This is a genomic window from Halosimplex carlsbadense 2-9-1 (assembly GCF_000337455.1).
GTDB lineage: Archaea > Halobacteriota > Halobacteria > Halobacteriales > Haloarculaceae > Halosimplex > Halosimplex carlsbadense.
This window is the reverse complement of sequence record NZ_AOIU01000043.1, coordinates 14,395-33,394: the sequence shown is the minus strand read 5'-3', so window position 1 is coordinate 33,394 and position 19,000 is coordinate 14,395. Positions and strand designations below refer to the sequence as shown.

18 protein-coding genes and 1 pseudogene are annotated in these 19,000 nt (G+C 58.4%); 10 read left to right on the top strand and 9 right to left on the bottom strand.

Going from position 1 to position 19,000, the window contains the following annotated elements; translation table 11 throughout:
- Positions 1–7 precede the first annotated feature (7 nt).
- From C475_RS18715 to C475_RS25365, 6 genes and pseudogenes are all read left to right on the top strand, one after another.
- Positions 8–949 (top strand): hypothetical protein, encoded by a 942-nt coding sequence (locus tag C475_RS18715; protein ID WP_006885452.1) that lies wholly within the window; start codon positions 8–10, stop codon positions 947–949.
- Positions 950–1,780, top strand: a complete 831-nt coding sequence (locus tag C475_RS18710) for a hypothetical protein (protein ID WP_006885451.1) — start codon at positions 950–952, stop codon at positions 1,778–1,780.
- A complete protein-coding gene (locus C475_RS18705) occupies positions 1,777–2,721 on the top strand; it encodes a hypothetical protein (protein ID WP_006885450.1) in 945 nt (314 codons plus the stop codon). Before C475_RS18710 ends, C475_RS18705 begins: the two co-directional genes overlap by 4 nt.
- A complete protein-coding gene (locus tag C475_RS18700; RefSeq protein ID WP_006885449.1) occupies positions 2,721–3,338 on the top strand; it encodes a 3'-5' exonuclease family protein in 618 nt (205 codons plus the stop codon). Before C475_RS18705 ends, C475_RS18700 begins: the two co-directional genes overlap by 1 nt.
- 291 nt (positions 3,339–3,629) lie before the next feature.
- Positions 3,630–4,622, top strand: coding sequence for an HNH endonuclease (locus tag C475_RS18695; protein WP_006885448.1), 993 nt, complete (start codon positions 3,630–3,632; stop codon positions 4,620–4,622).
- A gap of 112 nt (positions 4,623–4,734) precedes the next feature.
- Positions 4,735–5,083: pseudogene (locus C475_RS25365) on the top strand (hypothetical protein); the annotation flags it as partial.
- A 57-nt stretch (positions 5,084–5,140) separates the two neighbouring features.
- On the opposite strand, the gene C475_RS18685 reads toward C475_RS25365, so the two are convergent.
- On the bottom strand, positions 5,141–5,689 hold the full coding sequence (locus C475_RS18685) for a hypothetical protein (protein ID WP_006885446.1): 549 nt from the start codon (positions 5,687–5,689) through the stop codon (positions 5,141–5,143).
- Between the two features lie 128 nt (positions 5,690–5,817).
- On the opposite strand from C475_RS18685, the gene C475_RS18680 reads away from it, so the two are divergent.
- On the top strand, positions 5,818–6,231 hold the full coding sequence (locus C475_RS18680; protein WP_006885445.1) for a helix-turn-helix domain-containing protein: 414 nt from the start codon (positions 5,818–5,820) through the stop codon (positions 6,229–6,231).
- Between the two features lie 33 nt (positions 6,232–6,264).
- Here the strand turns inward: C475_RS18680 and C475_RS18675 are convergent, their stop codons facing one another.
- Positions 6,265–7,185, bottom strand: a complete 921-nt coding sequence (locus C475_RS18675) for a helix-turn-helix transcriptional regulator (RefSeq protein ID WP_006885444.1) — start codon at positions 7,183–7,185, stop codon at positions 6,265–6,267.
- A gap of 139 nt (positions 7,186–7,324) precedes the next feature.
- On the opposite strand from C475_RS18675, the gene C475_RS18670 reads away from it, so the two are divergent.
- Positions 7,325–7,648, top strand: a complete 324-nt coding sequence (locus tag C475_RS18670; protein WP_006885443.1) for a hypothetical protein — start codon at positions 7,325–7,327, stop codon at positions 7,646–7,648.
- A gap of 563 nt (positions 7,649–8,211) precedes the next feature.
- Here the strand turns inward: C475_RS18670 and C475_RS18665 are convergent.
- Together C475_RS18665 and C475_RS18660 are read right to left on the bottom strand one after the other, a co-directional pair.
- The gene (locus C475_RS18665) at positions 8,212–9,480 is read right to left on the bottom strand and encodes an orc1/cdc6 family replication initiation protein (RefSeq protein WP_082223363.1); all 1,269 of its coding nucleotides are present in this window, start codon (positions 9,478–9,480) and stop codon (positions 8,212–8,214) included.
- Positions 9,481–9,654: 174 nt separating this feature from the next.
- Positions 9,655–11,820 (bottom strand): type B DNA-directed DNA polymerase, encoded by a 2,166-nt coding sequence (locus C475_RS18660; RefSeq protein ID WP_006885441.1) that lies wholly within the window; start codon positions 11,818–11,820, stop codon positions 9,655–9,657.
- A gap of 352 nt (positions 11,821–12,172) precedes the next feature.
- Here C475_RS18660 and C475_RS22525 point away from each other — a divergent pair, with 352 nt between their 5' ends.
- Positions 12,173–13,231, top strand: a complete 1,059-nt coding sequence (locus C475_RS22525) for a hypothetical protein (RefSeq protein WP_082223362.1) — start codon at positions 12,173–12,175, stop codon at positions 13,229–13,231.
- 177 nt (positions 13,232–13,408) lie between these two features.
- Here C475_RS22525 and C475_RS18655 read toward each other — a convergent pair whose 3' ends face one another.
- The 3 genes from C475_RS18655 to C475_RS24695 form a co-directional block, all read right to left on the bottom strand.
- Positions 13,409–13,732 (bottom strand): hypothetical protein, encoded by a 324-nt coding sequence (locus tag C475_RS18655; protein ID WP_006885440.1) that lies wholly within the window; start codon positions 13,730–13,732, stop codon positions 13,409–13,411.
- 2 nt (positions 13,733–13,734) lie between these two features.
- Complete coding sequence (locus C475_RS18650; RefSeq protein WP_006885439.1) at positions 13,735–14,574, bottom strand: hypothetical protein; 840 nt, start codon at positions 14,572–14,574, stop codon at positions 13,735–13,737.
- A 371-nt stretch (positions 14,575–14,945) separates the two neighbouring features.
- Positions 14,946–16,391 carry a ribonuclease H-like domain-containing protein gene (locus C475_RS24695; RefSeq protein WP_204366190.1) on the bottom strand — a complete coding sequence of 482 codons (1,446 nt, stop codon included), beginning with the start codon at positions 16,389–16,391 and terminating at the stop codon, positions 14,946–14,948.
- Positions 16,392–16,572: 181 nt separating this feature from the next.
- Between C475_RS24695 and C475_RS18635 the strand changes: the two genes are divergently transcribed.
- Positions 16,573–17,259 carry an SOS response-associated peptidase gene (locus tag C475_RS18635; protein ID WP_006885436.1) on the top strand — a complete coding sequence of 229 codons (687 nt, stop codon included), beginning with the start codon at positions 16,573–16,575 and terminating at the stop codon, positions 17,257–17,259.
- Between the two features lie 190 nt (positions 17,260–17,449).
- Here C475_RS18635 and C475_RS18630 read toward each other — a convergent pair whose 3' ends face one another.
- Together C475_RS18630 and C475_RS25195 are read right to left on the bottom strand one after the other, a co-directional pair.
- A complete protein-coding gene (locus C475_RS18630) occupies positions 17,450–18,847 on the bottom strand; it encodes a synaptonemal complex protein 1 (RefSeq protein ID WP_006885435.1) in 1,398 nt (465 codons plus the stop codon).
- A gap of 22 nt (positions 18,848–18,869) precedes the next feature.
- Positions 18,870–18,992 (bottom strand): hypothetical protein, encoded by a 123-nt coding sequence (locus C475_RS25195; protein WP_268869922.1) that lies wholly within the window; start codon positions 18,990–18,992, stop codon positions 18,870–18,872.
- Positions 18,993–19,000: the final 8 nt, after the last annotated feature.

Here is a 19,000-nt window from a genome sequence, read left to right as displayed (position 1 = left end):
GGTAGCGATGGCGCTGTTCGAGGAGTCTGAGACTGACGTGGAACTCGACTTACCGGTCGAACCGGACGAGCTGCTCTTCCCGGACGTATACGTCGGCCTCGAAATCGGGCTGCTTGCGCCTGGGGACGGGATCGTCACGGACCGACATCATGCGTCGTCGGAGCGGTATGAGGCGGATGATCCGCAGAATCAGATTCGCGGGCAGATTTCGCCGTTCACGTTGTCCGGGTGGCTACGCCACGGGTGCGAGCAAGTGGTGCAGGTTGCGGGCGGGTCGGCGTGTCATCCGGGGCCGCAGAACGCGGACTTCATGCGGAGCGACGTGTATGAGCGTGACTTGGAGTCGGGGTATCACGAGAAGGGCAGTTGTACTGACGAGACGGATGCTGGCTGTGTGGTCTACGATTTGTTCGGTGGGTTTCAGGATCGGCCGGGGAAGTTGTTGCGCCGCCCGATTCGGTTCTCGCCGATCCGCAGTCAGGTGGACGTCCTCAACGGTGAGGCGGAGGCACACTATCGCCAGATCAGTAATCAGGTCCGCTCTAGGAACGCGGAGGATGGCGGGCAACCACTCCGCCATGCTGATCGGGATGTGGTCGGGAATCTGTCTGGGACGTGGAAGTTGACGCTACGGGAGTCGAAACCGGAGTTCGTCGGCCTCCTGCTCGAAGCAGTGGCGTTTCTTGATGCGCATGCTTCTGAGTTCGAGTTCCAACTCGGCGGCGCGCGGAATTTCGGGGGCGGGATGGCTGACGCGTGGGTCATCAACCCGTTGTACTCGGAACGGGAGGTGCGTCGCGTGTTTAACCAGGCGCAAGGGGCGACGCAGGCGATGGCCGAGAAGGATGACGTGTGGACCAAGGAGTGCCGGGATGAGTTTGTGCGGGCGCTGCAGGGCCGTGTGGCGGCGCATGATGGTGATGTCCCAATGCCGGGAGGTGATGGATAGATGCAGCCTGGCGACTCGGGGGACCGTGGTGGCGGGGAGCGATGGGTAGTGGATGCTGCTGAGTTTTGTGAATCGCGTGCGGGCGGCGAGGGGGCGAGCGGGATGCTCGTCCCATATCGCCACGGTACGCATAAGTTGCGTGGCCGGACGCATGAGAACGCGGATTCGGAGTACGCTGGGGTGCGGGTGAATGAACAAGTACCGTTGCATGCTGACCGGGATGCAGCGTTGCTGTCGCGGCCTGCCGGGGAGCCGGAGTTGACGGTGGCGAATCACCGGTCGCCGTACCGGCTGTCGCTGGTGTCTGGTGACGTGGCGGTCGGGGATGTTAGTGCGGCAGAGATCGAGTCGGCTGTGGAAGAGTTAGTGACGGTTGCTGATCCTGTTGCCCCGCATCAGGCGTGGCTGGAGTCGTGGGTGGCGTCGCTGTTCTCTGAATCGCTCTACTTCCCATACACGTCGCTGAAGTACCATACGCTGCTCGTGGCGGCGTTGCTGTCGAATTACCGGGCCGGCGTACGGTTTGAAGAGTTACACTTGGTTGTAGAGAGTACATCTCGGGACCCGACGCCGCATCGAACGGTGCTGCAGACGGACCAGGTGTCGCTGCGAGTGTCTGTGGACCCGGGTGACCGGCCGGCAGCTCGGCTCGGTGCTGGGCCGGCGCGGTCGTTCGCTGACGTGTGGTCGCGGCTCTCGGAGCATCCGGGTGATGCGGATGGGTGCCGGGCGTGGCGAGTGCTGGATGCGCAGTTGCGTCGTATCAGGTCGTGGTCAACGGCGCTGCAGTTCATCGAGGACTTCGTCGCGCGACGAGGTGAGGACCTGTGACGCTCGTCCAGGAAGTGTTGCTGCAGTTGGAGCAGGACTACATGGGCCACCCGTATTTCGTGTCGGGGAATGCGGTGTTCACAGCGCTCGCGCGAGAGCTCGACGATGCGGCGACGAACGCGGTGCAGGCGAGCACCGGGGTGTTCGTTCCAGGGACGCATGGTGCGTTCCCGGACGAGCATTCTCAGTCCGGGGGGAAGCCGTATTTCGGGACGAGCCTCAGGCCGGTCGAAGCGTACGAGGATTTGTTCTTGTTCCGCGACGCGGCCCAACGGTGGATTGGTGATGCGGGGCCGCGGGATGCGGAGAACACGCACGAGATGCGGTCGTATGCGGGCCGAACGGGGTTCGCGCCGGCGTCGTGGTTCGGGAAGCCGGTGGCGGCCCACGGGCGGAAACGAACGGTGAACTCGTACCTGCATTGCTACGTGCACGCGGCGGGCAGCCGGCAGGATGTGTTGCCGCTCGATGACGACGTGCTGGATGGGCTGCGTGTTGGTGGGGCGCGGAATCTCGGGCTTGGTGCGACGAGTCTCGCTGATACGCAAACGGTCGTGTTGGAGAATTTGGAGTACTCGCGGGTCCGAGACGCGGATGCGTTGCAGGTTGAGTTGGTGTCACCGTACGTGTTGGAGACGGACCACCCAGCGGCAGATGACCAGTCAGTGCCGTGGTGGTGGGGTGTCGACGACGAGTCGCTGCGGCGGCGGGAGTCCCGGCTTGTCCGGGGCGGTGAATCGTTCGAGCTGACGACAGTGGATCACGGGCAGGTCGTTCCGTACACGGGGAGTGACCCGGTGATGACGGCTCAGCAAGGCGTGCTTCGCGTCGGGTCGCATTCGAAATTCGGTTTCGGGGAGTTCCGTGTCAGGCCGGCGAGTGAGGATCGAGTGCAGGGGAGAGCGAGCCCGTCGGGTGACGTGCGGGAGGGTGGTGCGTGATGGCGGGTGAGTTGGCGCATGTCCCGTTCGATATCGAGACGACAGGGCTCGGAGCGGCTGATGAAGTGACGGTTGTCGGGTTCGGGCTTGACCTGGGGTGTCGCGTGTTTTACCAGACGGGCGGCCGCCCGCATGACGGGTGTGAGTCGGCAGTGAAAGACCGTGCTGATGAGCTGGTGAAAGTGTCTGCCCACCGGTCGGAAGCGGTGTTATTGGAGGCGGTGTCGGAGTTCGTCGCGCAGCGATTACGGTCGGATGACGTCCTATTGGTCGCCTACAATGGTGAAACGTGGCGTGGCGGGTTCGACCTGCCGTTCCTCAGGACCAGGTTCGCGGCGCACGACTTGCAGTGGCCGTTCGAGGATGTCCCGTACGCTGATTTGCTGCCGGTCGTTCGTGACCTGTTCAATACAGTGGTTGACGGGGATGACGCGGCGGATCTTGACACGGCGTACGAGGTGTTATGCGATGGTGCATACGACGAGTTCGACCCGTTCGAGGACAGTGCTGAGGCTGTGTCGGCGTTCGAGGACGGCCGTTTCGAGGACGTCGTTCTGCATAACGTGTCGGATGTGTTTCGAACAGAACGGTTGAGCATGCTTGCTCAGCGGGGTTGAGCATGCTTGCTCAGCGGTACTGTAGTAAGTCGGATTTCAATTTGAAGTCGTTGACGGCGACGGTGGACGAGTACGGGTGATGCGAGGGCAGGGCGCGAGTCGTTGCGGGTGCGGTGTGCGGGCGGCTGACTTCATTGAAGCGATACACCACGTTCAGCCGGTCACTGGATCGCCGCGGAATCGATTACGGGCAGTCTGTGAACGAGAAACACGTATGATAGGATATCACGGATTCGAGGTGTCGGAGCGTAACTGTACAGGGAGTCCCGGAGTTCGCGTGGAGGTGCGAGGATGACCGGGTCTGAGCGTGAGCAGTGTCACGAGCCGGTTGATCAGGCGACGCGGGCGGAGATGCTTGAGGCGTACGAGTACCGGTGTCAGGCGTGCGGGCGGTGCGGGCCTGAGGCTGGCGGGCTCGCTACGCTGCACGTGCATCATATTGAGCGGGATCCGGACGGGATGGGCGAGCATGACGCGGCGAATTTGACGGTGCTGTGCCGGGCGTGTCACTCCTGGCAGCACCAGCAAACCCCAGTTGATGACGTGCCGATTGAGGTGACGGAAGCGGATCAAACGGAGTTGCTGCGCCAGGACATGGAGATCTTGAAGACGGTCGTTGAAATCGGGCCAGCGACGACTGGCGCGATCGCTGGTGCGTTGTCGATTGACTTGTCGCCGTGGGCGGTCCGGGAGCGACTGTGGGTGCTCATGGGACTGGACAACCTGGTTGCTGGGCGCGAGACGCAAATTGTTGACCAGGATGCAAAAACTGGTGAATGGGGAGTGCCGGAGCAGATTGCGTTGTCGGCGCGTGGCCGTGTGCCGAGCGACCCGGGAGAGTTGCTGCAACGCATCGAGGACGAGTATGTCCGCCGGGCGCTCGACCGCGGGTGTGATCGTGACGCGGTCGCTGCGGTGCTTGACGTGTCGGAGCGCGCGACGTTCTACAAGCACAAGCGAGCGTGCGCGTTCGATGTGCCGCTGGATGCGATTGACCGGCGCGGTGGACGGCCTGTCGAGGACAGCGATGACCAGCGTGCAGGCGCGGCGAGCGAGCCTGATGAGCGTGCGGGAGGTGATGTGCAGCAACAGTTGGACGTCGTTGCTGACGGGGCAGGCGCGTCGACGGATAGTCACGGTGAGGAAGACTGTAATTCGGAGTCGTCTGAGGTGGGTTCGGGTGGAGGGTCGAACGGAGGCCAGGTGATCACGGATAATGAAGCCGTGCGTAAAGAATTACGACGGGCGATCTCAGCGTTGCAGGAGGTTGATTCGGCGTTATAACGCGTAGCGTGGCGGTTTTGAGGAACGCGGAGTGACTGTGGTACTTTTTTGCCCCGGTTTATGATGCGGATTCGCCAAGTTGCGTATGACGCCGGTTTCAGACCCCCGAGGTTCTGACACCGTCGCACCGGGTGGGAATTGCACAGGAGACGTTTGCGTTCAGATTGTCGCGTTAATTCATGGCAACCAAGTCAACGACCTCAAGCCCCGCACCCCTGTTCGGTCACCGTAGAAATGGCGGTCTTGTTGCTCGAGAAAGGTGGTCGAAACGAGACCCAGTCGGCATCCAGCAACTGCTACGAAGTCGAGTTCGTTGGCGGATCTGTATCTGCCCAGATTGGCAGCAGCGCTCCCCCGCCGGCGGATGCAAGCACCTGCGTCGCGTTGATCACGAAATCAAGCGTGGCCGAGCCCCGCGACCTGATGGCCGACTCCCGGCTGATGCGATTTATCCTAATTAACCAACAGACTATCCAGTTCATCCCTTGCGTTGGTTAACTCAGACGGCCTCATCGCCGTCACGGGAGCTCTTCTGTGACGTCGACGAGTTCCTCTTCGGTCTCCCAGCGGTACAGTCGTCCTTGCTGCTCGAACAGCTCGAAGACGCCGTCCTGCATCCAGCCGAAGGGGTGCTCCTCGTCCTTATATACCCGCTTGAGGACGTGGCTTTTCGCGAAGAACTCCGTCGTGCCGACGAAGAGGCCCTGTTCAACGAGGAAGTCACTCGGTTCTTTCTCGGCGACGCCAACGAGGTAGGTCACGATGTCGGCGATCAGGCAGAACTTCTGGATGCTGTTGTCCCACTCCCCACGGATGTCGACCATCCGGAACGCGTAGGCATCCCGCCGGCGGTTGAGCCGGTCGATCACGAGGTTCAACCGCCGAATCGGTTCCCGGTCGTAGTTGCCCAGCACGAAGTACGAGCGCTCGTTTTCGTAGACGGGAGTCAGTTCGCTCAGGGCGTGGAGGATCTCCTCGTTGTCCGCCAGCGAGATCTCCTCGTCGGCGAGTTGGTCCTTCGCACTCGTGAGGACCTCCTCGGGGACGAGCGGCTCATCCTCGGGCATATATGATCTCTATCAGCGTCGTGCGATATGGTTTATGAAGTAAATCACCAGCTTAGTCAGGTGTGGTCTACTCCAGAGTGATTTACCCAAGGGTAAATTACTTGCCGGCAGGCCGCGTATCGTGTGGTATGAGCACCGACCTGGGGACTGCTGAGGGGATGGAATCCCGCGAACTCGTCCATTTCGTCACCCAACAGACGCGGTTCGCGCTGATCAACAACATCCTTCAGCATCCCGAGCAGCTGCCCTCGATGTACGAACTCGAGGAACTCAATCTCAGCGTGAGCGATGCCACCGTCTACAAGCACATCCAGAAGCTCATCGACGCCGGCATCGTCAAGGAGGTCGCCCTGGACGATGACCAGCGCCGACAGGGCTACCCTTGGAAGTTCTACGGCCTGACCGAAGAGGGTCGGAAGTTCCTAGAGGAGCACAACCTGCTCGCTGCTGAGGAGACGCTCCAGCAGATCTACGACACCATCTCCGACAAACCCGAGAAGATGGTCAAGTACGAGAACGCTCCACGTCCGGACGGCGCGTAACTCCTGTAGAATCTGACTTGTGTCAGCACTCGGTCAGGATTCGATTTTGTAATCAGCCGCCAGCTTCTGGAACTCGTCCCACTCCGGGAGCCAGTCATCGTCAACCTCGCCGTGTGTCTCGAGGTAGCGGAGCACAGCGTCGATTTCGTCTTCGAGGCCATACTTCGCCGCCTGCTCTCGGAGGACCTCCTCGTTGACGTCAACGTGGCTGAGCAGAAGGAGACAGTACGAGCGGTGGCGGCTGTCGTCATCGATTAACAGCGTGTGACAGCAGAGCTCAGCCGGCGAGACTGCGTCGAGCTCCTCAGAGTAGAAGTAGTATCGATGGGCAGTGAGCAGGAACTGGAGGTCGAAGGCCGCGAATTGAGCGAGTCCCGTCTCGTGGAATTCCTCGGCGTCAATCTCCGTTTCGGCTTGAGCCAGAAATTCGTCGTAGTCCTCCCAGAGAATCGTACCCTTCGGGGCGACGGCTTCGAGGCGTTGGCGATGCAGATGGTGTGCGAGTTCCCGGGCGAACTCGTGGAGGCGGTCGAAATCGGCGTTGAAGTCATAGCGGCCGTCGGCCGTCCCGACGAGACCACGGTCACGAAACCGCTTGAGGACGCGGTTGACCGTGTTGCGGTAGTTGTCGCTCCGGTCGGCGATCTCGGAGACGGTTCGCGGCTGGTCGAGGTAGTACAGCACCTCGAGTGCTTTTCCGGTCAGCAGCTCGGGGAACTCGATGTGGGAGTGCTGGCGGACGAGGTCCCGATAGAGTTCGACGGCGCGAGCATCCGACGGGACGACTCGTTTTCGACGGCCATCGCGTTCCGTGTAGACGAGCCCCTTCTCGATGAGGTCGGCGACGGCACGAGAGAGGTAACTCTCGCTGTGGTCGAGCTTCGTCGCGAGGTCGGAGATCGTGTCGCCGCGGTCGACCGTGGCGAGAACCTCGAGTTCGATGCGCCGGAGCACAGTGTAACATAGTACGAAACTTATATATAAAGAAGTTTCGAGTAGTGTTACAGACCGAGAGGGGCAAGAGCTTCCCCCATCGTCTTAACCAACAAAACTATGGTTAGAGAGTCCATGTTGGTTAACACGGAGAAAGTCAATGTCCTACGAACCACCGTCCCCACCGGCGAACCTCCCAACGGAGATCGTCAACACGCTCAACGAAGCCACATCGGAGCATCTTCGGGACGTTGCCAGCTACGCCGAGGCGTTGGCCGAATACAAGGAGCGTGAAGCTCGTCTCGAGGAGGAAGCGGACAGCGCCGGCGTCGAGGAGCGCCGCGATGACCTCCCAGACGACGTGCCGGCGAAGGCGACGATCACGATCAAGGAGATCAACGACAACCGCTACTACTATTGGCAGTGGCGGGAAGGCGATTCGGTGACGTCGAAGTACAAAGGGCCGGTGAATCCCGACGAGTAGACGAGATGGAACTGTAGCCTGATGTTCGTTTCAACGTGATCCGGAGCGTAGCAGATGACACCCCCCAGAGTGTGAATGGGATCGGTTTACCCGACACCCCTCAGTGTGAATGGGCTACCAACCGCCACTCTCTAACGAGACTTCCCGCCGAGAGAAGACAGAGCAACACGCGGATAGATTACGCCTCGTTTACCCCCACACCCCTCAGTGTGAATGGTCCACCACCCAGGGTACCGCGATTAAGAAGTCCTTAACAGCAGAAGTCCTCTCGCCGTAGGGAGGTTCTCGCCTCAGTGACGAAGCATCGGCTTCGGCGCAAGGCCTCGCCTTTTAGAATATACCCATTCGGAGGGTTGTTTAGACTGTAGTATAATAAAGATAACTACAACTGCGGTGCGGGGCAGTAGCGGACCGGGTCAGCTATCGTGGCAGAACGTGTAAGCCGCTCTCCGTGGCGTAATAGGACCTCAGCCGGACGAAACAGCTTCTACGGGCCGAGTCCAGCTCCGTCTTTACTACAGCCGTGACCTATGGGGGACCATTCACACCGAGGGGTGGGGGTGTCACCATCCCATCAACGTCTGGAGTTCCGGCGTCGAGTTGATCAGTCCAGTTCGTGTACTCTCAACGTCTCCTTGGAGCGAATACGACCTGAACTTCCCCTGATCTCCGCCTTCCTTCTTTTTCGATTCGAGAACTCCTGTCGTCACGTGCTTGTTCAGAAGCTCAAGCGCACGATTGTACCCCTTGGGCTCTACTTCGACGTCTCGTGCTACTGTTTGGTAAACCTCGTGAATCTCTGACGTCCGGAACCATTCTTTCTCCGGGTTATTCCGGTCAAGACGCGTGAGAGCAAACAGAAGTAATTTTCCGGACAACGGAGTCCCTTTCACCATCTCCATAAAGAGTTCAACTTCGACGAGTTCGTCAGCTTCGAGAACGTGATTCGCGGCCACGATATCGTCGCCTTCTTCCTCGGCGATCTCGCCCGCATTCCGGAACAATCGCACTGCCCGTCGAGCGTCACCGTGTTCTTCAGCTGCGAGTTCAGCTGTGGTTGGAATCACCTCGTCATCGAGGACACCGTCGTAAAATGCGTCCCGTCGATTTTCGAGGATTGCAATGAGCTGGTCTTCTTCGTACGGTGTGAACGTTCGGTGTTCTGGCTGGAGGGTCGATTGGACCCGTGACTCGATTTCTCCTTTGAATTCGATGTCGTTCGAAATCCCGATTGTAAGTACTGGGAAGTCAACGTCGTCTTTTGATTGTGTCCGGGATAATGTGTAGAGGACTTCGTTGACTTCTCCGTGCTTGTCGATTTCATCGATGATGACGACGAGGCCGCCAGAAAACTCCCGCTGAACAACGGGCCACAATTTCTGATCCCGATAATGCTCGGCTGAGAGCCCCTGATACGGGACATCAAGCGGGTTCTCTGCCTTTTCGTTCACCTGCTCTGCGATCTTTCGGAAGGTAGAGGTATACGTAGAGATGGGGTCCGGATTAATGTACGCAGTAACGATCGGGGAGTCCGTTCCTTCAGTTGCTGCTTCGAGCCGCTCGCAGACGTGTCTAGCAACTAGTGTCTTCCCCGTCCCGGTTTCGCCCCATTCCAGGACGTTATCCGGGACACTGTTTGTCCGCATCTTCCGGAGATTCTTGGCCAAGAACGTGATATGGTCGTCTCGTCCGACGATTCGATTGGCGTCAGGAACGTTATCGATCTCGAGCAACCACGGTTTCTCAAATATATCCGATTCGTCTTCGCTATCCCCCTCGTCGACATTTAATATCTCATCGACGGTTGTTTGCGTGGAATCGTTGTTTGGCATGGACGGACCAACTCGCCCCATTCACATATAGGTTGTCCACCCTCGGTGTGATTGATTTTCCTCCATTCACACTCTGGGGGGTCTTGCTCTATGGAACACCCCCCAGAGTGTGAATGGATTCGACCTCGTCGCCCACTTGTGATTTTTCTCACCTCAAGTGATATCTGACTTCATTTAGTCGTTCCGGGCCGCTGTGAACTCCGTCAACTCTACCTCTCGTGTCTCCGTGAGCCTCCGTCGAATGTCTGTACGATCCCACCCAAGCGGCAACAGCACGCTCTCGACAGCTCGGACCAACTGCGTCTCGTAGTACGAGGCGTCGTAGGTCTCGCTCGCTTCGTGGGCGAGGGCGACCCGATCTCGCGACGATTTCTCGTCGTCGACGACCACGTACTCGATATCTTGTCCCGGGTGGATCGCCAGATTTTGGTCGCGAGCCCGTTTCAAGACGGCCACGTTCTGAGTATTCTGAGAGTAGCCTTCCAGCGGCTTGGAGACACGATTTCGTTCGACGAGCCGCTCCACTACTACGTTGCCCGCCTGAAGTTCATTGATCGCTCGCTCGAGACATCCGAGCACCGCGTCCGGTGACCGCGTGGCATTGAGCCGTTCGAGACAGTCCCGCTGGACGTCCTCGATGAACGGTAGGGTTGAGCGCTGTCGGGCTTCGATGCCTCTGATCTTGAAGTCGTCGTCGCCGGCGACCTTCCCGAAGTACTTCGTCAGCGCGCCGGCGTCGCTCTCGCGTTGCGGCACGAACGCCACCCAGTCGTAGTGATCTTCGTGTTCGAGCCGAATCTCCACGCGCTCCGTGATCTCCGTCGCAAGCGTCTCGAGGTCCTCGCGGTCATCGTCGTCGACGTCGGGGTCCGGGGTCACCCAGATGGAGTCGACGATACCGTGGACGACGCGCCAGCCGCCGGTTTCCAACCGCTGTTTCGCCGTCAATAGAATCTCACGAGCGAACGCGTTGATCGCTTCGTGGCACTCGATGCGGCCAAATTTCGCGTTGCTGAACCCCTGGTAGCCGAAGCAGGCGACGAGGATCCACTTCAGCGCTCCCGACCGCCCCTCGAGTTCTGCCAGTCGGTCCTCGTCGGGGTCGTCCCGTTCCTTCTCGCGACGGATGGCCGCCTTGATCTCGTCGCGAGCGTCGATGATCGGCTGGAGGACATCGACGAGGTAGCCACGGTCGTCACAGATCGAGTACCCGAGGCCGGGGACGTCGTCGCGGTCGCTGTGGCAGTCACACCGAATGACGTCCGGCGAAACGTTCCGGGTACAGATGATGTTCGGATACAACGAGGTGAAGTCGAGTTCGTGGACGTTCTCGTGGAAGCCGACCTCAGGTGCGAAGATGAAGCCGCCGCGGTCGGCGTCGTGGAGCGTCCCCATCGGCTTGTAGAACTCGTGACGCCAGGAGTTCCACGGCACGAGAACGCCGCGGTCGTTGGCCTCGCAGATTTGGATCGCCGTGAGCACGTTCCCGATCGACGCCCACGCGAGTTCCTGGATGGGCTTTTTCGAGCGCGAGACCAGGTCGAGGACGCCGTCAAGGTTCGTCTCCCCGTAGAAGAACGTGTTCGACTTGTCGATGATCGCCCGGCCGGGCACGTTGTACCGCGCCGGCGAGTGGCCGACGCGACCGTAACTCGAGTACGTCGACCGGCTCGCCAGCTGTTGGTAGTCCACATCCGGCCACCGACTCAGCGAGAAGTCGTCGACGTCGGCGTCCGTCGCCATCTCGTGGAGGGTTGGGACGATCTCGCTCGTCGAGCAGACCAGGACGTCAGGATCGTGTGCGTCGAGCGCCCCCTGGACGGCGGTCAGGATATCCGTCGGCGAGCCGGTGACGGTGTCGCCGGCAACGGACAGCTCCCCATAGACATCGTTGCTCGTTTCGGTCACCGGAACGCTGAACCGGAGTGTCGACAGCTCGCTCGCCGGCGTCGGATCGACGCCGGTCTCCAGACAGTATCGGAACTCTCGCGAGAAGTCGACGTTGAAGCAGGCGAGATCCCCGACTGGATAGGCCGACAGCTGGCGCGCCTGCCGGGCGAGTGGGGTGACGCGATCGATGTGGGCGACGTCGACGGCAAGGAGTGGTTCCTTATCTCGCCGAAAGCCTGGCTGTCGCGCAACTATCTCGGTCGCGACGACGTCTGGGTGCTGATCGTACACTGACTGGAGTGCGCTGAGAGTAAGGTCAGCGTCAGGATCACGAGGAGCCACGTAGAAGCGGGGGGTGTAGTCATCACGCTCGGTCATAACGGCGCCGTCGGTGGTAGTGTCCCACTCGAGGACGCGCCCGTCGTCTAGGAAGTCGATAGTGAACGACATCTACGGCTCTTGCGCCTCTACCGAACTGGATGGTTGCGTGTCTAATAAGCCGAAGCGTGTCGTTTCCGAGTTTCAACCGACTAGCATCAAAACGCCTCTGACACCCATCTCTTCTGTTGTTTTGCCCGTCCTCTTTCCCTTCCGGGATGATTTCCGGGATCACTGGCGAGCATTAACCAATAACCCCGGATATTGGCATTATTTGTTGGTTAAGAACTAGATTTGAGGTGGTCGTATGTCGGCCTTTCATACCACCAGAGATTTTGCCATTATTTCCGACCCCAACCAAGCCCATACTCTGGGTATATACAGACCAAAGACTTTTCTGGTATGTGGGGTATGATGTTGATGTATGAGGCCGAACGTTGATATTCCGTGGTCCATCCACGGGAGAATCAAGGAGCACGCAGAGCAGACTGACCAAACAATCGAGGAAGCGTATATTGAGACCCTTGAGAATGGAGTCCAAGATCTCCCCGAACAGCGGGGAGAGGTCACTCTTCCAAGTCCTGATTACAACGACTTTGGGCCGCGGCTTATTCGAACGCAGGGAACGGACTCACCGGACATCAATGACTCAGTGACGTTCCATCCGTTTTTCCACCTCGGTGAGAACTCAATGGAAATCCGAACACGGATGGATGATATGGCTGTCGATGAGTTCACAGATCGATTGGCAAGACTCCACAACGTAGGAAGACTCAGCACGTCTTGGTTCACCGTTCACCAGCTAGGTGGGGCACTCGTCGGGCGGGGGTCTGCTAACCTTGCCACGGCGGTCAGAGAAGCCCACGCCAGGTTCGCTGATGAGGACATTCCGACCTACAAGAATGGACACCTCATCTATATTGCCAACCTCGCCTACGAAGACGAATACTTGCTTATCAGGGCGGAACTTCCCCGAGCATCCCGTGACAAACAAGTCCTTTCAAATGTTGAACTCCGGTTCATCACGGAAGGCGTTCCCGTCACTGGAGCACTCTATCAACGGTTGGCTCGCGCCTTTGGTTTTAATGAACTATTCAATGCCACAGCATTCGATCTTCCGCGAACCGGATTCAATGCACCAGATGGTAGCACACCAGTTGTCTCCGAACAAATCACTACGGACAAGGAGAACTACGACGACCCAAGTGTTAACGGGCTTATTATCGAGAATCCATTACAGAACAACGACGACCTCCTTTCTCATCTCAAATCGGAACTTAGCGGACCTGATCGGTCTAAATCAGAAGCAGAACACCATATTGAGGTGTTAGCAAATTACGACGAGTTGTACTGTGATCTCACCCACAACCACGGATTGTCTGAGGATCGAGAGTATGAATTCAAGGGATTATCTGCGACATACATCAAACCCCTATTCAACCGAAACAGTACGTGGAATCTCACAGCCAGTGTCGACTGGTGATCTCAGGGCGAACATCGGTTAAGACGTGTTTCTTTAAAAAGAGGACTATGGTCTCTGAGTAGAAATTTTGCCTCTCTATCCAAAGACCTCCTCTTAACAGAACTCTGGACCGCGGAGATGTAGGTATCATTCGACGGGACCGATCGAGTGCATCGTGAAATGGGATTTCGAGTATCGTTATTGTCTTTCCTGGTCGTGATCGTCGTGGCGTGACCGCCTCTCGTGGTTCCCTTCTCTCTTCTCGACCGCGGCTTCGAGCTCCTCGAGGCGTTCCTCGTGGTCGTCGAGGCGGGCCTCCTGTTCGAGATCGATGCTGAGCAGCGCCGGCAGGAGCGGGTTCTGGTGGTTCAACAGCCCGCCCGCGTCGGCGTGTTCGCGGGCGTACTCGAACAGCCGGTCGAAGCGCGGCTGGTCTCGACGACGGAGTGCCCGTTGGAACTCCGCCCAACGCTCTTCGATGGCCCGGAGCGCATCCCGGTACGTCGGGTTCGTGCGCCCCATTGCTATCGGCCTCCTGTACCGCTCGCCGTCCACGCATCGAGCAAGGGATCCGCGGTGGCCGCCACCGTCTCACCGTCAGCGGTGACGCCCGTCCCGACACCCTCCGGAGTCGGCGTCGACGGCGCCGGCGTCGTCGGTTCCACGCCGACCTGCGTGGCGCGTGCCGCGAGCAGCTGCTGCCAGTATGCGAACGTCGTCTGGTAGTACGCGCCGTCGTCGACGGGATAGACAAGTGTCTCGAAGTCCTCGCCGACGACCCGTGGGCCCATTCGGGTCTGCTTGCACTCCAGGTGGTGGTCGGCGACCGTCGCGACTGGCTCGGTGAATTCGTTTCGTTCGTTTCGCGTAACGAGCACCGGGATGTCGTACCCCTCGGCGAACGTCGCTAACCGGGCGAGCGTTCGAGCCTGGAGGGTTTTCGCGTGGGTTTCACCGAGAGTATCGTCGGCACGGTACTGGACGTCGACGGCCGGTGCGACGATGAGGGCGGGCGTGTAGGGCGACGTGTCCTCGTCGCGACTCGGTTCCCCTCGACCGGCCGCCCCGGAATCTGCGGTGGACGTCCGGATCGACTTGTTTACTGCCGTCGGAAGATCACAGACGGCGCCGTAGTGCTGGTAGGCGGTGAACCCACGTGCGACGTGAATCCGGTTGAGTAACCGCTGGCTAGGGGAGACCTGGGCGAGTGTCGTCGTCGTCGCGTGTCCGTTTGCGTCGACCCAGAAGGCGGGTCCGTCGTTGAGGAGGAGGTGGTCGAGCACGAGCGACTGCAGGATCGGGACGCCACGGCCTCCCTCGACATCGAGCAGCGTGATGCCGTCGTCGAGCTGTGGCAGCAGCATCTCGTCCGTAGCCGGATCAGCTTGGTCCGCAAGGGACCGATTGCGGTCAGCGCCCCGTGTCGGCTGGTCCACCGCCAATCGGTTCGATGTTGAGTGTTCTCCCATACCTGATTAGTTGTCTACGTTCCCGATAAGCCGCGGCGTGGCGCTTCCGCGTTTCAGGGAAGGGCTGAGAGGTGTGTAGAACCGAACCCAGGCAGCTGATTTCTGCTATTGTCCGACCGTTTCCGAGAACGTTTCCAGAGTGGGAGGCGGATAGTATCGTCGGATTAACCAACGATTCGGGTACTCCCGGCCCAATTGTTGGTTAAGGATATTCTCCGCCTCCAGTACAAGTTCACGAAAACTTCCTCGCAAATCAGTATACGAGCCTACGATCTGATGTGATCGACGATTGTTTTCAGTGCGGTCACATCGTCGTTATTGTACTGTTTGAGCTGATCCCAGTCTGGCTCTTCGCCGTCGAGGAGATATCGTGTGTACTTGCTCCCGACGACAAATCCATCGACGGTCGGGTCTTGATATTCAAAGCCGAGCGCGCTTGCTACGACGTCCAATTTATGCCGATTGAAGGGGCCGAAGAGTTCCTGTTGTGCGGTTATCCCGAGGTCGTGTGCCCGCTCCAGATGATTGATCCCTTCAGGGATGCCGTGTTCCTCGAATCTTCGACTAAGACACTGTTCGTCGAAGTAGTTCCCTCCGTAGTAGATGATTGGCTCAGAGCCATGATTATCAAGGTACTCAGACAGCTCCTGAAGGAGTGCTGACTCGTCGTCCGGATCGAAGAATTGTCGGTACGCATCGTTCTGGTAACTGTAGGTGCCGACCAGCCAGATCCGATCCTGCTGAAGGTCCGTCTCTATGTCCAAGAGGAGAGGTTCCGCATCGTGAAGGTCGTCGAAGGCGGACTTGTTTAGAATCACGACCTCATCGTTTTCGAACGCCTGTCGATGAGCAATCCACCGGTCCACGTGCCATGACGAGGCTCCGGGGAGGGCTTCGAGTTCGGAACGCCGTTCTTCGGTAATCTCATCTGGGCTAGTGATCCCTAACTCACTGAACTGTTCCACTCGGTTTCTCCCGACCTGGACGAGATCAGTCAGCCGGCTTCCTAGCAGATGGCGAGTGTCGTAAAACTCGTACTCGATAGACGCGTTCGAGGCGTCGATGGTGATGAGTGCGTACCTTCCAGGGTCGTCTACTCCGTCGTGGGACGCGATGTTGATCACCGTGCCGTACTCGAGGGTTTCAGCTCTGCCTCCGAATTGATGGCAATGACCGCAGACGGTGACTGGGGGCTGGATGTCGTCTATGAAGCTCCTGACGGCCTTCGACCCGATATGTTGTTGCCCGAATCGCTTCCCGATATCGAGAATGCCGAAGGGAGGTGTGTGAGTGACAAGAATCGGAGTTCTGTCTTCACAAGCGGCGCGTTGTTCGGAAAGGTGTCGCTGGACGTCGTCCTCGGTATAGGTGATGAGACCAGGTCCCTGGGTTGATCCTTCCTGACCGATGAACACGAAATCCTCGTAGGTGTATGGAGTCCTGTGGAGGTCGGTGGTAAATTCCGAATCGAATTGCGGACCGGTTGACGGGGGGAGGTCGTCGTTTCCTCGGACATAGAGTGATTGTTGGTGCTTCGTGAGGCAAGCAAGTTCTGCAAGATGATCTGTGTCAGTATCGGCGTTTTTGAAACGTGAGAGGTCATCACCGGCATACAGTAGTAGATCTGGAGTTGGTTCTACAGTTTCGAGCATGGTGTAGAGATCGTCAATAGGTTGAGAGCGCCAGTCAGATACGGCGAGAATGTGGGTCATTTTGTTTGAGCGTAGTTAGTGTAGCCTCTTCTATCGTTTGTTTAGGTGTACCGTTTGTCATTCCCAGATTCTCCGTCCCTTGCCGTTAACCAACAACTCAGGCTCATCGGGACAATCTGTTGGTTAACATCGAGATTCCTGTGCGATTACGTTGAAGACGCTTCCCTCCGAACTCCTCGGTATGTGCGGCCGAAACTCCCTCTTCATCGACCAGGCCGATCTCGAGGCTCGCTTCGACGCCGAGGTCGTCACGGACGGCGGGTACACACCCCGGTACAATATCGCGCCGGGCGACGACCTACACATCCTCACGAACGAGGCTCCAGACGAGATCGACGCCTACCACTGGGGGCTGATTCCGTTCTGGGCGGACGAGCCCGAGGAGGGCATCATCAACGCTCGCTCCGAGACTGCCGACGAGAAACGAGTCTTCGAGCGGGCGTGGGAATCACGCCCCTGTCTTGTCCCCTCGTCGGGCTTCTACGAGTGGAAAGCACCGAACGGCGGGGCCAAACAGCCCTACCGGATTTACCGCGAGGACGACCCCGCGTTCGCGATGGCCGGCCTCTGGGACGTTTGGGAGGGTGAGGACGAGACGATCTCGTGCGTCACGATTCTCACGACGGAGCCGAACGACTTGATGAACTCCATCCACGATCGGATGCCTGTCGTCCTCCCGCAGGATACCGAGTCCGACTGGCTCACCGCAGATCCGGACACTCGCAAGGAACTGTGCCAGCCGTACCCGAAGGACGATCTGGACACCTACGAGATTTCGACGCGGGTCAACAATCCCGGCAACGACGATCCCCAGGTCATCGACCCGCTGGACCACGAGCAATCGGGCCTCGGCGAGTTCAGTTCCTGATAGCTGACGGGGTCACGGTCACTGCATCGGCGACGCAGCTGCCGAATCAACGAGCTAGTACTCTCGATCCTGGATGGTACCTTCTGCCCGTGAGGCGGTCTCCGAGATGCTTACGCTCGGTCCTATCCAAGTGTGCCTTCCGCTGAGAGAGCAGCACGTACTATGTGACGATGACCCGTCTGTTATCGAGCTAGCTATCCTGATCATCTGATGCTGTGTCCGAGGGCCATGTTGGACCCTCTGGGCGGGGGATCTTCTCTACCAAACCCTTCTCGAACTGCGAAGCTCTCCAGGCTATCACGTTCTCCTTCCGTTGGACGTACTTTTCGTCAGTATCCAGCCAACGGGCAATCTCCTCGTAACTGTGACCAGCACAGAGCAGCACCATCAACGCGAAATCGAAGCGATCGAGATTGCTCTCGTTCGCATCGGCATCAATCCGGTCGAGGAACGCCTGTGAGGCATCACCGACGAACTCTATCAGTATCTCATACAGCTCTTCGTCATCAAATCCATCAAATGTGAATCCCTCCGTGATGTTATTCCTAGGGTCACTCTCTTCGGTATCCCAGCGAATCTCTTCGAGGGTTGCTCTTTCACAGTTGCGAAGTCTCGATAGGCGCTCTGGATTCTCCTGCTCCCAGGTTGTGATTGTGTCGGCTACTGCCTCAGATTGAGCGTGTTCGATATATGGCTCACACCCCCGCTTCGCGATGACTGACTCGATGTTCTTTCCCGAGATTGTCAGTAGGACGGACGCACATCGATCAGTCTGTTCGAGGATCTGTGCGACTTCGCGACGCGATTCGAATTCGTCGAGGCCTGCACGTTTCTGCGCGTCGTGGACGAGGTTGTTTCTGCGTTCTTTGACCTCAACAAGCGATCCGTGGTCACCCCCGGTCAGTATTTGGATATCACAGAGTTTCTCTAATCGCTTCGCGTGCCCCATACTCCGAACGTGCTCTGTGATGCTGTCGAGACGAGCTTCCTCGCGAAAGAGTTCGTTGAGGACCGTTTCTGTCGTCAACTCTTCGATGAGTGCCGAGGCAAGGAGTAGATACGAAAAGAATGACCGCTCAACGTCGCTGTCGAACTGGTCGGTGGACCGGAGTTTTTCAGCGATTTCAGCACGCTGTTCGAGATAATACTCGAGGACGTTGTCTGAGTGCCCGACGAGAGAGTTTTGGCGTTCTACGTAGGCAACTTGGAGGAGTAATTCCTTCTCGAAAGGAGTGCTCTCACTCAGCTTCTGGCACTTCTGGAGCGAAGTTGTGGGGAGATGGCGAGTCAAATAATCGATGTCGTCGTAGACGAGCGGCGTATTCGTCGGACAATTGTCTACGATTGACTGAAAGTCCTCGTTGTCAGCGAGCTCGCTGAGTGCAGCACGTATCTCGTCGACGCTAAGTTCTCGGACATCTTCTGACGCGTCTGATTCTTCACCGACCGGAACGACGCGGTACGACGCATCTCCAACGATGACGACCGGCCCTTCCAGATCGAGAACCTGATATTCCCCGATAGGGCTCAGAGAAACTGTCTCTGCGTCTATTGCGAACGATAAGTCGAGATCAGTATCGTCGCCCACGCGTCAAAAACAGCAAAGAGCTCTATTCGACTTGGGCTTCGTACTCGTCCCAAAGCATGTCGATGTCCGTGCCGGTCTCCTCAGAGATATGGCGCAGTAACTGCGCCCTGTTCTCGAACCGACGGAGCTGGCCTTTTGCGCTCATAGTAGGAC

Coding starts and splice junctions, on each gene's coding strand:
- C475_RS18715 (WP_006885452.1), top strand. CDS start 8: ATGGCGCTGTTCGAGGAGTCTGAGACTGACGTGGAACTCGACTTACCG.
- C475_RS25195 (WP_268869922.1), bottom strand. CDS start 18,992: ATGAGCGCAAAAGGCCAGCTCCGTCGGTTCGAGAACAGGGCGCAGTTA.
- C475_RS22525 (WP_082223362.1), top strand. CDS start 12,173: ATGAGGCCGAACGTTGATATTCCGTGGTCCATCCACGGGAGAATCAAG.
- C475_RS18680 (WP_006885445.1), top strand. CDS start 5,818: ATGAGCACCGACCTGGGGACTGCTGAGGGGATGGAATCCCGCGAACTC.
- C475_RS18670 (WP_006885443.1), top strand. CDS start 7,325: ATGTCCTACGAACCACCGTCCCCACCGGCGAACCTCCCAACGGAGATC.
- C475_RS18700 (WP_006885449.1), top strand. CDS start 2,721: ATGGCGGGTGAGTTGGCGCATGTCCCGTTCGATATCGAGACGACAGGG.
- C475_RS24695 (WP_204366190.1), bottom strand. CDS start 16,391: ATGACCCACATTCTCGCCGTATCTGACTGGCGCTCTCAACCTATTGAC.
- C475_RS18695 (WP_006885448.1), top strand. CDS start 3,630: ATGACCGGGTCTGAGCGTGAGCAGTGTCACGAGCCGGTTGATCAGGCG.
- C475_RS18660 (WP_006885441.1), bottom strand. CDS start 11,820: ATGTCGTTCACTATCGACTTCCTAGACGACGGGCGCGTCCTCGAGTGG.
- C475_RS18685 (WP_006885446.1), bottom strand. CDS start 5,689: ATGCCCGAGGATGAGCCGCTCGTCCCCGAGGAGGTCCTCACGAGTGCG.
- C475_RS18650 (WP_006885439.1), bottom strand. CDS start 14,574: ATGCTGCTGCCACAGCTCGACGACGGCATCACGCTGCTCGATGTCGAG.
- C475_RS18655 (WP_006885440.1), bottom strand. CDS start 13,732: ATGGGGCGCACGAACCCGACGTACCGGGATGCGCTCCGGGCCATCGAA.
- C475_RS18710 (WP_006885451.1), top strand. CDS start 950: ATGCAGCCTGGCGACTCGGGGGACCGTGGTGGCGGGGAGCGATGGGTA.
- C475_RS18635 (WP_006885436.1), top strand. CDS start 16,573: ATGTGCGGCCGAAACTCCCTCTTCATCGACCAGGCCGATCTCGAGGCT.
- C475_RS18665 (WP_082223363.1), bottom strand. CDS start 9,480: ATGCCAAACAACGATTCCACGCAAACAACCGTCGATGAGATATTAAAT.